This window comes from Methanomassiliicoccus sp. (assembly GCA_033485155.1).
Lineage (GTDB): Archaea > Thermoplasmatota > Thermoplasmata > Methanomassiliicoccales > Methanomassiliicoccaceae > UBA6.
Genome location: JAWQJJ010000001.1, coordinates 158,680 through 172,300, shown reverse-complemented (window position 1 = coordinate 172,300; position 13,621 = coordinate 158,680). Strand labels below are relative to the sequence as shown.

At 60.0% G+C, this 13,621-nt stretch carries 15 protein-coding genes; 10 read left to right on the top strand and 5 right to left on the bottom strand.

Features of this window, described 5'->3' with window-relative positions; genetic code table 11:
• Positions 1–88 precede the first annotated feature (88 nt).
• The 3 genes from SA339_00835 to SA339_00825 all read right to left on the bottom strand — a co-directional run bounded on the left by SA339_00835 (position 89) and on the right by SA339_00825 (position 2,186).
• Positions 89–967 (bottom strand): mechanosensitive ion channel, encoded by an 879-nt coding sequence (locus SA339_00835; protein MDW5561743.1) that lies wholly within the window; start codon positions 965–967, stop codon positions 89–91.
• On the bottom strand, positions 964–1,461 hold the full coding sequence (locus tag SA339_00830) for a CBS domain-containing protein (protein MDW5561742.1): 498 nt from the start codon (positions 1,459–1,461) through the stop codon (positions 964–966). The genes SA339_00835 and SA339_00830 overlap by 4 nt, the downstream gene beginning before the upstream one ends.
• A gap of 65 nt (positions 1,462–1,526) precedes the next feature.
• A complete protein-coding gene (locus SA339_00825; GenBank protein ID MDW5561741.1) occupies positions 1,527–2,186 on the bottom strand; it encodes a DUF116 domain-containing protein in 660 nt (219 codons plus the stop codon).
• Between the two features lie 243 nt (positions 2,187–2,429).
• Here SA339_00825 and SA339_00820 point away from each other — a divergent pair, with 243 nt between their 5' ends.
• From SA339_00820 to SA339_00790, 7 genes are all read left to right on the top strand, one after another.
• Positions 2,430–3,386, top strand: a complete 957-nt coding sequence (locus SA339_00820) for a hypothetical protein (protein MDW5561740.1) — start codon at positions 2,430–2,432, stop codon at positions 3,384–3,386.
• A gap of 216 nt (positions 3,387–3,602) precedes the next feature.
• A complete protein-coding gene (locus SA339_00815) occupies positions 3,603–4,643 on the top strand; it encodes a hypothetical protein (GenBank protein ID MDW5561739.1) in 1,041 nt (346 codons plus the stop codon).
• Between the two features lie 66 nt (positions 4,644–4,709).
• A complete protein-coding gene (locus SA339_00810) occupies positions 4,710–5,534 on the top strand; it encodes an aldo/keto reductase (GenBank protein ID MDW5561738.1) in 825 nt (274 codons plus the stop codon).
• A gap of 98 nt (positions 5,535–5,632) precedes the next feature.
• On the top strand, positions 5,633–6,031 hold the full coding sequence (locus SA339_00805; GenBank protein ID MDW5561737.1) for a hypothetical protein: 399 nt from the start codon (positions 5,633–5,635) through the stop codon (positions 6,029–6,031).
• Between the two features lie 13 nt (positions 6,032–6,044).
• The gene (locus SA339_00800; GenBank protein ID MDW5561736.1) at positions 6,045–7,031 is read left to right on the top strand and encodes a tetratricopeptide repeat protein; all 987 of its coding nucleotides are present in this window, start codon (positions 6,045–6,047) and stop codon (positions 7,029–7,031) included.
• A 57-nt stretch (positions 7,032–7,088) separates the two neighbouring features.
• Positions 7,089–8,327 (top strand): MFS transporter, encoded by a 1,239-nt coding sequence (locus SA339_00795; GenBank protein ID MDW5561735.1) that lies wholly within the window; start codon positions 7,089–7,091, stop codon positions 8,325–8,327.
• A gap of 51 nt (positions 8,328–8,378) precedes the next feature.
• Positions 8,379–8,822 (top strand): hypothetical protein, encoded by a 444-nt coding sequence (locus tag SA339_00790; protein MDW5561734.1) that lies wholly within the window; start codon positions 8,379–8,381, stop codon positions 8,820–8,822.
• 117 nt (positions 8,823–8,939) lie between these two features.
• On the opposite strand, the gene SA339_00785 is transcribed toward SA339_00790, so the two are convergent.
• A complete protein-coding gene (locus SA339_00785) occupies positions 8,940–10,367 on the bottom strand; it encodes an NYN domain-containing protein (GenBank protein MDW5561733.1) in 1,428 nt (475 codons plus the stop codon).
• Positions 10,368–10,693: 326 nt separating this feature from the next.
• On the opposite strand from SA339_00785, the gene SA339_00780 reads away from it, so the two are divergent.
• The 3 genes from SA339_00780 (at position 10,694) to SA339_00770 (ending at position 12,308) form a co-directional block, all read left to right on the top strand.
• On the top strand, positions 10,694–11,587 hold the full coding sequence (locus tag SA339_00780) for an AAA family ATPase (GenBank protein MDW5561732.1): 894 nt from the start codon (positions 10,694–10,696) through the stop codon (positions 11,585–11,587).
• A 40-nt stretch (positions 11,588–11,627) separates the two neighbouring features.
• Positions 11,628–11,963 (top strand): rhodanese-like domain-containing protein, encoded by a 336-nt coding sequence (locus SA339_00775; protein ID MDW5561731.1) that lies wholly within the window; start codon positions 11,628–11,630, stop codon positions 11,961–11,963.
• 87 nt (positions 11,964–12,050) lie between these two features.
• Entirely contained in the window at positions 12,051–12,308 is a 258-nt protein-coding gene (locus tag SA339_00770) for a hypothetical protein (protein ID MDW5561730.1), read from the top strand.
• Here SA339_00770 and SA339_00765 read toward each other — a convergent pair.
• Positions 12,280–13,620, bottom strand: a complete 1,341-nt coding sequence (locus SA339_00765; protein MDW5561729.1) for an FAD-binding oxidoreductase — start codon at positions 13,618–13,620, stop codon at positions 12,280–12,282. The genes SA339_00770 and SA339_00765 overlap by 29 nt on opposite strands.
• Position 13,621: the final 1 nt, after the last annotated feature.

Here is a 13,621-nt window from a genome sequence, read left to right as displayed (position 1 = left end):
ACCGAGGCCATCAGCAGCATTACGGGACGTGCCGAGGGACTAAGTACATCGACCCTGGAATAATAGCTCCGGCCCCCGAGATCCTTGGTCAAGGGTTGCACAGGGATATGCCCTCTCCCTTGAACCGCTCCCTGATCGCCTCGAAGAACCCCGAGATTATCTCGTCCCGCCTGTTCACTTCCCTGATCCAGATGCGGATGTTTACCTTGACCTTACCTTCCCTGAGGTCCAGGATGTTGACCCTGGGGTTGAGGGTGCTGAGGTTGGGGGACGACCCAAAGAGATTGCGGATAGCAGGCCGCTCGAAGACCTTCAGCACGACCCGACGTTCCTCCTCATCCACGTTCGGCAGTATGTGGGGATCCCTATCCGCCTCCTCCAGCACGATTCTCCTTACCGCCTCGATTGAGCTGGTGGAATAGAACCACAGATCGATGGAGGCGGCCACAAAGCCTGCCTGAGTGTAGTTGATGATCTTGCCGTTGACGATCTCGGAGTTGGGGACGATGATGATCCTGCCGTCGACGTCCCTAAGTACGGTGGTCATGAGGTTAATGTCCTTAACCCGGCAAACCCCCGTGGTAGGGGCCAGCCCGACCTCCACCCAGTCCTCCAGCTCGATGGGGCGGATGATCGAGATCATCAGACCGGAGAGCATGTTGGATATTATCTGCTGGGAGGCGAAGGCGATAGCCACCCCCACCAGCCCCAGGGATATTATCAGCCCGCTGAAATCCATCCTCAGCACTTGGCTGAAGCCGATGAGCACGGCGGCGCCCATGATGACATAGAAGGAGAATCGGGCCACCTTTTTGGAGGTCCTGCGGCCCATCCGCCCGTCTAGCCTGTTACGGATAAGATTGCTGATCAGTTTCCCGATCACAGTAGCTGCCACCAGCAATATGGTGAAGGCCAGCAACTTACCTAACGTGATGCCGTCCCAGATCGGGTAATCCAGCCAGCTCATGAAACGACGTCCTGGGCCTTGCCGTCATTGACGAACAGTTCCCTTCCCTTGAGGAACAGTTCGAGGCTGATCAGCTCGCCGATGATGCGACCCTCTGCGTCGATCACCGGGAGGTCGTTGACGTGCTCCTTGAGCATGAGGTCCAGCGCCTTTTTCAGGTTGTCCTCCTTGGTCACCGAGAGGGTCGGCGCCATGAACGAGGATACCTTCTCCTTGAACATGTCCCGCAGGAAGCGATAGAACGACATGGCTCCCAGCTCTCGCACCCCCGTGCGATAGCCGATAAGCCTGAGCACGGTGTCGGTGGTGACCATACCCAGGAGCTTTTCCTGCTCGTCCACGACATAGACCTTTCTGGAGACGGGATTGCCAAGCATACCCTCGATCACATCGCTGATCGTGCTATCCCCGATCACCGTGGTCGGTCTCTTGACGATCAGATCGAACACATCGCCGACGAGGGTCTCGCTGAACCGCTTATCGGTATCGCCCATGTGTTCCCCATGCGCGGCTGGCTACTTCAATTGAACGATGCCGGCGGCCAACGGACTTCGGTCGGTCACTGTCCCGGGCGGATGGTGGCCACCTCCAGGAGGGTGGGCCAGTCCACCGCGGTCTCGACACACCCATCCCTCAAGGTGACCACTCCCATCGCCGGGAGGTCCATCTGGTCGGTCATCTCCAGCCCCTCCTTGACTTCCATAAGGCAACCGACCCCCACTATGCCTTTGGGTCGGTACTTCTTGACTAGGCGCTTCACGAAGGTGGAACCAGGCACGATGGACACCCGGCAACCGGCGCTCTCCAGCTCGTCGATCCCCTTGCCGATCTCGCAACGCATGCAGCGCTTACAGACCAAGCCTTCGATGGAAAGGCTGGAAGGACAATCGATGGACCTCAGGCACTGAGGGAGAAAGATCATGCGGTCCTCCATCGGCAACTTGCTGAACCTCTCCCGGTTGAGCTGATTGTGCAGCCGTATGGAGAATGAAAGAATCTCCCGGTCATCGACCTTGCTGACACTCCAGAGGATTTTAGCCAGCCCCTCCATGATGATGAGCCCTGGCCTCAGGAGCGTGGGCAGATAGAACCGTCCCCGGCGCATAGATATGACCGTCACGACCAGCATGATCAGGGCCAGGGTCGCCAATGCCAATACGACGATGAGGACCGCATACCCCAGAATGGCCATAACCTGGTCGAAAGAGACGGATAACATGCATCTCAGATGTTATCTTAGGTATATTTTTAGTTACTGACATAGCTATCGTGCCCCCTGCAACCCCGCGCCCTGGCACCTCTGGCCGGGCATTCTATGGCTGTCCAGAGGTCGGTCCGCCCTCGGGCTTCCGTTCGTTAAGACGGCTCCCCCTTCTGGTTCCAGATGTCGATGTTGGAGCCCTAACTCTTAATATGTCCGCCTCCAAATACACACTGTCGAATCACATAGGGGATCGGGAAAATGAACAAAATGACAATCGCGGCGGTTGCGGTGGCAGCCGTACTATTGGTAGCTGGAGCATATGTTGTTGTGAGCATGGGTAATGGGTCCGACAACCAGAGCGGCAAGGGAGGTGACAATAACACTCAGACCGATGCCGTGGACTCTGCGAACAAGACCCTGGCGGTGTCCTTCCCCGTTGAGATCTCAGCGGATAACAGGAAGATGGCGTTGTCCATGGACTATCCCGGCAAGGGTGAAAGCGGGTACTCCTACAACTGGAGCAAGAACTATCAGTTCAACATCACCGCCTCACCCGCCAGTGGATACACGGGGAACGTCCTGATCAAGATGTTCGCCGAGAAATCCGGGGAGATCGGGACCAGCAACCTCGTGGTCAAAGATTTCAAGGGCAACCAGGTCCAGTGGAGCTTCGCCACCAAGAACGGTGCGCACACACTGTACAATGAGATAAGCGGCGACATCGTCTCCTGGAAGACCAACGGAACTACCTCGTATCGTACCATCGACGTGATGTTCAACGGCACCGGTAACTTCACCCTGTTCATCCAGGCTTTTGACCTGAACACTGGGAAGGCCATCTCGGACGCCGTATCGGCAACGCCGCTGTATGTGCCGGTGACCGGTCACCTGGTCGTCAAGGCTCTCAATGTCGGCGAGTGGAAAACGACCGTGAACGGGACCTACTATGTCATTCTAATGAACATCACCAACAACTGGAACATCCGTTATGATGTGGATGCCACCTACTTGGTCCTGAGCAATTCCACCACGGAGAACGCGGCTAACACCACCGCCATGGTCTTCAGGTCCCAGAGCCTGGCGCCATCGCAGTCCACCCAATTCCAGGCGTTCTTCGACTTCACCAACCAGGACCGCACGAGTTTCGTCCTCCAGTATCGGGACGGTAACACCGGAGAGGTGATGTCGGTCCCCCTGGGGAACAACACCACATAAGGCAGTGAAACTCCCTTTCAAACCTTTCTTTATTTTATATTATCTATTGCGATATTGAGAATCTCCTGCTGAGCCTTGGTTCGGCGGTCAATTCGGAAATTCCAGCATTCAATTTCCATAATAGTTACCATATATATTTTTCATTTTCCGATGTTTGATTCCCAGCTACTACATCTTTATATTCCAGCTCAAAATTAATCATTCTAAATCTAAACAATGGCGAGTGATGTCATGAAGAAGACTGTGATCGCTGCGATCGCCGTAGTCATTGTACTTTTGGTCGCTGGAGCCTTCGTGGTTCTCAGCATGAACACCCCCAGCTCGAGCGGGAAGGACGACGGCAAAGATGATGACAATAACAATAACAATAATAACAACAATAATAACACAAATAACAACACCAATCCTACCAACAACACGACCCCGAACACCATCGACCTCGGGGCTAGGACCCTGAATATCACCTTCCCAGCGAGCCTAGGCTCTGCCGAGCCCAAGGTATCCCTGGCTGTGACCTACCCCGGCAAGGGCGTGGCAGACTACACCTACAACCGTAGCCAGAGCTATCACTTCCAGATAGCCAGCACCCCCGCCAACGGGTATAGTGGGGACGTGCTCATCCGGATGTTTGCCGAGCTCACTGACCCCGTTGACGAGATCGACCCCCAGAACCTGATGGTGACCAATGAGACTGGGAGAGTGCTCGACTGGACCACCGCCACCAGGGTCGGACAGTACACGAACTACATCGTCATCAGCGGTGATCTTGGAGCCTTCAGGACCAACGGCAACGCCACCGACGTCAGGACCTTCGATGTTACTCTCAACTATATCGGTAACTTCACCCTGACCTTCCAGGCGTTCGACCTTAACAACAACGCGACTCTCTCCGAGCCCACTGTAGCCGGTCCGATGTACGTGCCGATCAAGGGTTCGCTGTCGATCCATGCTAACAGCATCGAGCAGTACAGCAACGGGACCGGCGAATGGTACCGTGTCCTGATCAACGTCACCAACAACTGGAACATCCGTTATACGGTCTATGCCAGCGGCTTCGTGATCAACAACACGGTCGATGAGTTTGCCGTGAACGATACCGCCACCGCCTTCAACAGCCAGCAACTGACCCCGCTGGGCGGAACCACCCAGTTCCTGGCATACTTCGATGCGACCGGCGATCGGGCGAACTTCACCATGACGTATACGGATCCGGTCTCCGGCGAGGTAATCAACGTACCATTACCAGTGCCTGCCTAAACCCCTTAACCCCTTCCTTTTTTCTTGCCGATGTTCTTTTATGCCGTGGTGCGCCATCTCCCATTCATGGCGGAGCTGTCGTTCTCCAGCACGATACCCTTGAATAATGGCGTCGAGATGCCGGCCCTTGGCCTCGGAGTCTTCAAAGTTACCAATAAGGAAGCGTACAATGTCGTGTCCCAGGCCCTGGAAGTCGGCTACCGGCACATAGACACGGCAGCTTACTATCAAAATGAGGCGGGGGTGGGTCGAGCCATACGTGACAGCAAGTTGCCCCGGGAAGAGGTCTTCGTCACCACCAAACTGTGGCACACCGACAACGGGTACAAGGAGGCACTGGCCGCCTGCGACCGGAGCCTGAAGGCCCTTGGCATGGATTACGTGGACCTGTACCTCGTGCACTGGCCAAAGGGCGATCGGGAGGAGGCCTGGAGGGCGATGGAAAGGCTGCTGGACGAGGGAAAGGCCCGAGCTATAGGGGTCAGCAACTATCTTTCCCGGCACCTGGACGGAACGATCGCCCGCTCGTCAACCGTGCCTGCGGTCGATCAGGTGGAGTTCTCCCCCTTCCTGTATCAGGAGGAGCTGCTGTCCTACTGTCGCTCCAAGGGCATCGTGCTGGAAGCCTACAGTCCGCTGACCAGGGGGAAGAGGCTCGACGACCCCCGGCTAGTGGCGTTGGCCCGCGAATATGGAAGAACGCCGGCCCAGATGCTCATACGCTGGGTCCTCCAGAAGGACATGGTGGTCATCCCGAAAAGCGCCAAAGTGGAACGCATGAGGGAGAATGCCGCGGTCTTCGACTTCGAGATATCGGCCGAAGACGAGGCCCGGATGGATTCCTTCAACGAGGACTATCACACCACCTGGAACCCCGCGGACATACCGTGACAGCTGTCTGTCCTGCACGAAGTCCCCCGGTCCGCGTTCAATGGACCTGACGCCTGGGAGACAGGAAACCCTTTTGACCGGTGCACCGATAAGGTTTCATGAAGCAGGAGGTCAAGGCGTTCCTGGACACCGTGGCCGGCCGGAGAGCCCAACAGGTCCAGAGGCAGGATTCCGCGGTCAAGGCTAACTACGCGCTCGATGATCAGTCCCCTCGGGCGGTGGTCAAGGCGGAGAGGGATGGTAAGGTCACCGCCTTCGAGTTCATCGAGACCTCCCAGACCGCCGCGGTGCATGCCAACATGGAGGACTACGTGTTCGCGGCCAACGAGTTCGGCACGGTCAGCATCGCGCTGCCGGAGAGCGACTACACCCCAGCTATCGCTGTCACCATCCTCGGCGACCTGAGGGGAAGGATCGTAAAAGGCGGGGCGACCCGGGAATTCACCTTCGCCGGTTACCTGTACGATGGCATGGGTAACTTCCGAAAGCTATTATGAGGGAAGCGGGGCTGTGGGGACCGTGGACCAGGGAACGGCATGGTGGCGGTGCGCGTACTTCGCCTATCTTGACAGCGAACAGGCCCTTGACCGAATGGACGAAGATGAGGCCAGAAGGACCGCCGTGCGCTCCCTCCAGGATACCGTGGAAGGCTTCCTGGGGGGCAGGTGGAACTTCGGGACCTTGAAGTATCGGATGGACGGGGCGTCGGCGGAGAGCGGCCTGGTCTTCCCGCCCCGCTCGGTCACCTCAACGCTCAGCGATCTGGCGCTCGGTGTTCCCCTCGACGACCTGGAGCCGGCCCTGCGTCGGGCTGCCGCCCTGCCCGACGACCCGGGAGCGGCCAAAGGGTCGCTTATGGACCTGGAGGAGGCGATGGAGAGAGCGGTGTCAGGCGGGAGCCTGGAGAGATCAAAGGCCCGGCCGGAGCGGTGGCCCGAGCTGGCGGCTTGTCTCTGGCACATCCAGGACCCCCTTTCCTGGCCGCTGGCCAATCGCCAGGCGATGGTTTTCCTGCGTTCCCGGGGGGAGGTCTCGGACCTCGACCCTTCCCATGACTACGCCGAGTACGCCGCGGCCATGCTCCGCCTGTCTGAGACCACCGGGGGAAGCATGACCGAACTGGAGCATCTGCTGGAAGTGCTGGACGAGGGCGCCCTCCCCGTCCCCGACCCCGCCTCCTGCCTGGAGGCCAACCTCCGCCGGGCGGAGGAATGCGCCTCCCAGGGCAGGACGGACGAGGCGTTAACACGGTATGAGCGGGCCCTCGCCCTTGACCCTCGCCTCCCCCACGCCCTGCGGCGGAAGGCTGAACTGTACGAGTCGAAGGGGCTCATCATGGCGGCAATCGGGGAGCTGGAGATCTTGGTCGAGCAGACGCCCGAGGACCGGGACGCCCACCGCCGGCTCGTGACCTTATACCGTGCCCAGAACTTGGTGCATGAGCACAACCTTGAGGTCCGCCGGTGGAAGGCCCTACGGGAAGCGAGGGAACCGTAGGCTGTGGCCGCAGAGGTGTTATCGGCGGCGGGAGGAAGACACCACACCTTTTAATCGATGGTGGCCGATGCGCCGCCGGGTCGTGCCATGTTCGGTCGGGATGCGTCCAGCGTCTTCGGTTCGGTGCCGAGGAGGGTGGGATGGCTCATCCTGCTGATGTCCTTCTCCTCCCTGGCCACGGGCTATTTCTGGGTGGCAACCTCTGCGTACCTGCCCCAGATCGGGGTGTCCTCCGGATCAGTCGGGCTTCTCCTCGCCATCAACGGGGTGGTTTTCATACTGGTAGCCATTCCGCTGGGGGTGCTGGCCGACCGGGTGGGCCGCAAGCAGATCCTGATACTGGGGGTCATGGGGATGCCTCCAGCCCTCCTCATATATGCCATGACCTCCGAGGTCGCCTTCCTCATGCTAGCCTCGGTCATTGCCGGCGCCGCGGAGGGAGCTTTCATGACCACCTGGAACGCCCTCATCGCCGACATGGCGTCGGGGGAGGGCAGAAAGGAGGCGTTCACCCTCTCGTTCATCGTTACCGCGGCCGGCGCCGGCGCCGGTTACGCCCTGCCCTATACATTCCCCTTCATCGCTGGACTGGGGGGCTGGACCGTCACGAGAGTGCACGAAGTTTTCTTCGTCATCATCGCCCTGGTCGCGCTCATCACCCCGCTCAGCCTCGCCCGTCTCCTGAGGGAGTACCGGGAGTCCCCGGGAGAGCGGATGGCCCTGAGGAAGGGGCGGAACCTGGGGCCCATGCTGAAGTTCTCCGCCCTGAATTCGATCATCGGCCTGGGGGCGGGTTTCATCATCCCCCTAATCCCCACCTGGCTGTTCCTGAGGTACGGAGTGGCCGACAACCTCAGCGGCCCCCTCTTGGCTCTGGCCAGCCTGACCATGGGCTTCGCCTCCATCGCCAGCACCGGCCTCGCTCGGCGTTTCGGGACGGTGAAGGCGATAGCCCTCTGTCAAGGATCGTCCACCGTCTTCATGCTGGCCCTGGCCTTCGCCCCCGACCCGGCCACCGCCGGCGGATTGTATGTCGTCCGAGCCATGCTAATGAACATGTCGAACCCGCTCTCCGACTCCTTCCTCATGGGCATCGTCACCAAGGAGGAGAGGGGGCTGGCCAGCGCCATCAATTCGATCGTGTGGAGGCTTCCCAACAGCGTGACTACGGTGGTCGGGGGCTTCCTGCTGGGCATGGGGCTGTATGCCGAGCCCTTCTACCTCGCCACCCTGTTCTACGCGATCTCCGTCGCATTGTTTTTTCTGATCTTCCGGGGAATGGAGCCCGGCGATTGACCATCCAAAGTCTAATAAGCTCAAATTCGGTCATATTGTCAAGGCGATCAGATGACGAACCATTGGGAGACCAGGGAAGGAGGGCTGATGTGGAGGGCCGTTCTGTCCATAGTGACGATCTTCGGGTGGCTGGTGTTCCTGGTCCTGTGGCTGTTCTTCCTCACCTCCCAGCTGGGATTCGCTCAGAACGTGGCGGTGTTCCTCACGTCTCTCCTGGTCCTGATGGCCATTCTACTGGTCACCTGGGTCACCTGGGCCCTGAAATTCCCCCACCCCATGCCCCAGCAAGGTCCCGGATACATACCGTATCCCCGGTACGCCCGCCTGAAGTCGGGTGTCGGGGGCCTCTCAGTCATCATCTGGCTCACCTTCCTGGTAATCTGGCTATTCTTCTACGCCGGCGACTTCAGCTTCTACGAGAACATGGGGATCTTCCTGGCCTCCGTGCTGGTGGTAGCGGGGGTCAATTGGGCAGTGAATCTATTCATACGGTGAGCGGGTCGACCCGCTCCCCGGTCGATACTGCGGCCCGAGCGTGGTGCAAAACAGAGCGGCCGGGTGGGACCCCGGCCGATGGCAAGGTCCTCCCCGGGAGGGAGGTTGCAGTCCTCGCTACTTCACCAGCTCGCTGATGTGCTGTGACGGCCGCTTTCCCTTCCTCTTGCTTACATAGACATTGCGGCCCTTTTTGTGGAGGGTGAAGACGTCATCGAACTCCTCCAGGTACTCCCTGAGGCCGGCCTTTCCGTAAGTCTTGAAGTCCAGATCGGGGTCTTCGCGCTTAACCTCCTTGCTTAGCTGGGGAAGGTAGGCCAGACCGTCATCCTTAACCACCCTGTCGAACGCCGCGGTGACCACCTTGAGCAGGTCAATGGAACTGCGGGGCGGCAACAGGTCCGCCGCTTCCGGTACCTCGGGCTCGGCCGGGGCCTTATCCTCGGTCTTCTCCTCCACGGGAGCCTCGGCCTCGATCTCTTCCTCCGCCCGCTCCACCCGGCGGACCAGCATGCTCTTACCACGGCGCACCAGGGCGAAGTGGTCCGGGAGGGCCTCCAATAGGTGGGAGATTTTCTCCTTACCATAGTTGGCGCTGTCGAAGGTGGGGTCCACCTTCTTGGCCGCCTTGAACATCCTGAAGGTGTCTGCCGTCCCATCGCTGTTCTTGTCTACGATGCGGTATGCCTCCATCAGGAGAGGCAGGGCGTCGTTCACCGTGCGGCTGCAGGGGGCCTCCTTCTTCTCCTGCTCAGGTGCCCTCTGCTCTTCCGCCGGGGGAATTGTGCGATTCTCGCTCTTGCGGCGCACATAGATCGCTCCATGGTTCGCCCGCTCCACCTCGAAAACGTCATCCAGCTCGTCGATGAGGTTCAGCAGCGAGGCTTTTCCGTAGGTCCTGGTATCGAACGCCGGGTCCAGCCGACGCAGGGCCGCCCCGATATCCCCGTTGAGGGCGCGACCGTCATCATTGACCGCGTAGTCGAACGCCCGGTTCAGTATGTCCATGGCATCGCGCGGTGTCTTCCGCGGCCGGGTCTGTCCCTTGGGAGCCTTGGGGGCCTCCTTCTCCTCTTCATCCTCCTTCCCGAGGTTCTCGGTGGAGACGAACACGTCGCACGCTCGCCGGAAGGAATCGTGGGTCTCCTTCTTCCCGATACCGATTACGAAGAGACCATGCTCACGTATCTTGATCGCCAACGAGGTGTAGTCCGAATCGCTGGAAACGATGACGAACCCCTTGACGATGCCATCGTGGAGTATGTCCATAGCATCGATGATCAGGGCGATGTCGGTGGCATTCTTGGTTACGTACCGATTTGATATGTTGGGGAACTGCTGGTAAGGGGAGAGAGCGTACTCCTTCAGCTTGGTCTTCCAAGAGTTGACCTGCCCTCCGGCGGTCCAGTTGCCGTAGACCCTTCTTATGATGACCGAGCCGTACTTGGAGGCTTCCGCCAACATCTCCTCGATCATGGTTGCCTGGGCATTGTCTCCATCGACCAGGAAGGCGAGTTGCCTATCCTCGATGCGCTTCTCGTCCATGTCAAAATCTCCGCTATCCTGATATCGCCAGAACCTTCTGATTATTTAAATCAGAGTGTTTGGACTACGTCCGCCCTCGCAATAGCTATGAATGACCCGCCATCCAGTAGCGGAGAGGATCTCCGCCCCTGCCATTTCGAGACCGTGGACGAAGCGTTTGGATTATCCTGTGCAGCCCGGGGCGGCGGTAACTCACCCCTACCGTTTCGGTGCGGATAGAATACCGCCCGATCAGCGACAGCGGAGGATGCTCTCAGGAAGATCGTGGAGAATGCATTGCTCTTCCGAACTGAACCTATTAATCACAGTCGAGCATAGTACGGGCAATGGCCAAGCTCCGCTCCCTTGCCCTCACCAACTACCGACGTTACGCCGGCGAGATCGAATTGCCTCTAGACCCCGGGGTCAACCTGGTCCACATGCCTCCGGGGATGGGCAAGACCACCATCCTCGAGGCCATCTCCTGGTGCCTCCTAGGTACCGAGCTGGTGGCTGAACCGGGGCAGGTTCCCAACGCCGAAGCCCTGGGCATGGGGATGGCCGAGGTCAGGGTGGCAATGACCTTCATCAACGGGGAGCGACTGGAGCGCTTCGCCCTCTATTCCATGGTTGAGGATGAGGTGAAGCGGCAGGGATGGGGATGGAGACTGACCGGCGCCGGCGGAAAGGTGGCCGGGGAAGGCGATGACGCCGAGGAGTTCGCAGATGAGGCAGAGCGGCTGTTTCCCGAGGCTTGCGTCCATTCCAACCTAATCAGCGGGGCTTCCCTGGCCCGCGTGGTGGCAGGAGGCGCCAGCGGGCCGGAGAGAGCCATCCAATGCAGCGACACGTGGTGCACCAGCGACCTCAGCATAAGATGCTCCATGGAGGCCACCGGTCTATTCTTGGAGCTGTGCCCGGACGCGCCGGTGAGAGCCCTTGGCTACGATGCAGGGGGGCGACCGGAAGTCTCAGTAGAGGGGGGCTTGTCCCCTGATGAAGTTCGGCTGGCCGTGCTCAGCCATGCCTTGGCCTTCGCCAGGGAGAGCGCTGGGATCTGCCCCATCTTCCTCGACGACCCCCTTCAGGGAGTCAGCGGCGGGGACCGGGGACGTATTTTCGCCAATCTCCTGGATTCCCTACCGAAGAAGCAGGTGGTCCTCCTACTATCCGACCCTCAGGACATCGAGGCGCTCCGAGCTACGGGCAGGGTGGACAAAGAGCTGGAGATCAGAGGTTGAGGCCGTGAGATAGGGAGAAAGTACATGTGCTTCGCCGCTCGTGAGCATCCTTATGAGCACGGTGACCTTTCTTTCCCAGGGCCAGCTTAAGGGCCTCGAGGCGGCTATCCGGGACGGCTGCTGCTCCCTCCTGGACGTGAGGGAGAAGCATGAGTTCGAGGCTGGGCACATTCCTCTGGCCACCAACCGCCCGTTGTCCGAGGTGACCCGATGGCAGGCTGGGTTGGACAAGGTCCGCCCGGTGGTCCTGTACTGTCGGACGACGAACCGCAGCCGGCGCTGTGCTGAGGTCCTGTGCGCCCAGGGGTTCCGCGAGATCTATGTCCTGGACGGAGGGTATGCCGCATGGGCATCGCACGACCCCTCCAGGTCCTGAGGCCTTGCCATCGGGAGAGGCCGGGTACATTCCATCGATGAGAACCAGGTGGCCACGTTCTTATATCATGGAATGATGGAGGGGGCGTTGAACCCCCGAATTTTCAACACTGTCTGCATTCTCGCCATCATCGCTGTGGGAGCCGCAGCCATGTTCATGATGAGCTCAAACCCCGACCACGCGGTCATGAAGGAGCAAGCAGGGACCAATGCCATGTCTCCTACCGGTACGGTCGTGCTCCAGCCCCTCAGCCTAGGCCTGTCACTAGCAGTCGTGGCGGATCTCGGCATAATGACGGTAGGGCTTGTGATCCTCTTCAAGGACGATGCCCCTGGACGGGACTGATCTCCCTGAACCTGGGATCCAGTGAGGACAGTATCTCGGGATCGAACAGGCTGGGCTCCACATCCTCGCCTTCCATCAGATCAGCGAGCCGGCGGGCCCCGGCCACCGCCGAAAGTATGCCTATTCCGTTGCACCCTAGATTATAGTATAAGGGGGACAGTCGCGGGTCCTGCCCTACCACCCTGGCTCCGGTGGGGGTATAGCCCATAAGCCCCTGCCACCGCCTGCTCGAAGGACCGGCGTAGCCGTCCATCGTCAACGAGAGGAATTCTTCCAACCGTTCGTATGCTCCCCTATGATACACGATGCCCGGGTCGTACGTCCCGGTGATGGGGCCCTCCGGCCCTCCCGCCGCTGTCAGCCACCCCTCCCGGAACCGCCGACGGGCCAGATAGTAATACTCATTTCCGCCGGGAAAATAAGCCCTGGCCCCCTCGGGACCGGACCCGCCCTCGCTACCTACCATGTACCCAACTACCCCCCGGACCCGGCCACCCAGGATGCTGGGCGAGCAAGCCTCGATCTGCGGCATAGCATATCCGTTGGTGCACATGACCACCGCGTCGGCAAGGATTATGTGCCCGTTGCACCTGAGGGTGGCATCCTCCTCGCTCAGGCGGACCAGGTCGACGGGGGAGGCCTCGAAGATCCTGAACCGATCGGGCTGGGACAGGAGGTGGGAGGTCAGGACCTCTACCAAGGCGCAGGTATTGACCAGGCCGACCTTCACCTCCACCGATGCGAGGTACCGACGATCCCTGGACCACATCTGCCGGGCCAACATGGCTCGGGGCGTCCGAGGGGCGTCTCCCAGGAGGCCTACCGGGGCATCCTCGGCCACGTGCACCTTGCCCACATCCAGTCCCGTCCGCCTACGTTCCTCGAGTTCCGATGCCCACCATTCGACATCATCCGTCTCCGCGAGGCCCAAGCGGCCCACCACCTCGGTGAGCAGAGAGTTGGCGCCGATCGTACTCAGCACGGAGTCTAGGGCCCCCCGTGCGGCGGTCATTTCCCGGAAACCCCGGACCGCCCGTTCCTCGCCCACTCTCAAGGCGCTCTCCCGCAGCCCCGTCTCCGAGCCCTCCACCGCCTGACCGCCGTTATTGCCGGACGCCCCATGGCCCACAAGTCCGGACTCTAGCACAACCACTCGCAGGTCGGTGCGCGCCACCAGGTAGAACGCGGTGGCCAGGCCTGATATTCCCCCGCCCACGATGGCCACGTCAGCCTCCAGGCCCTCAGACAGGGCTACCGGAAGCCGGGACCGGGGATATTCCTCCGGCCAGGGCGAGCCCTTATGTCCAGGCATG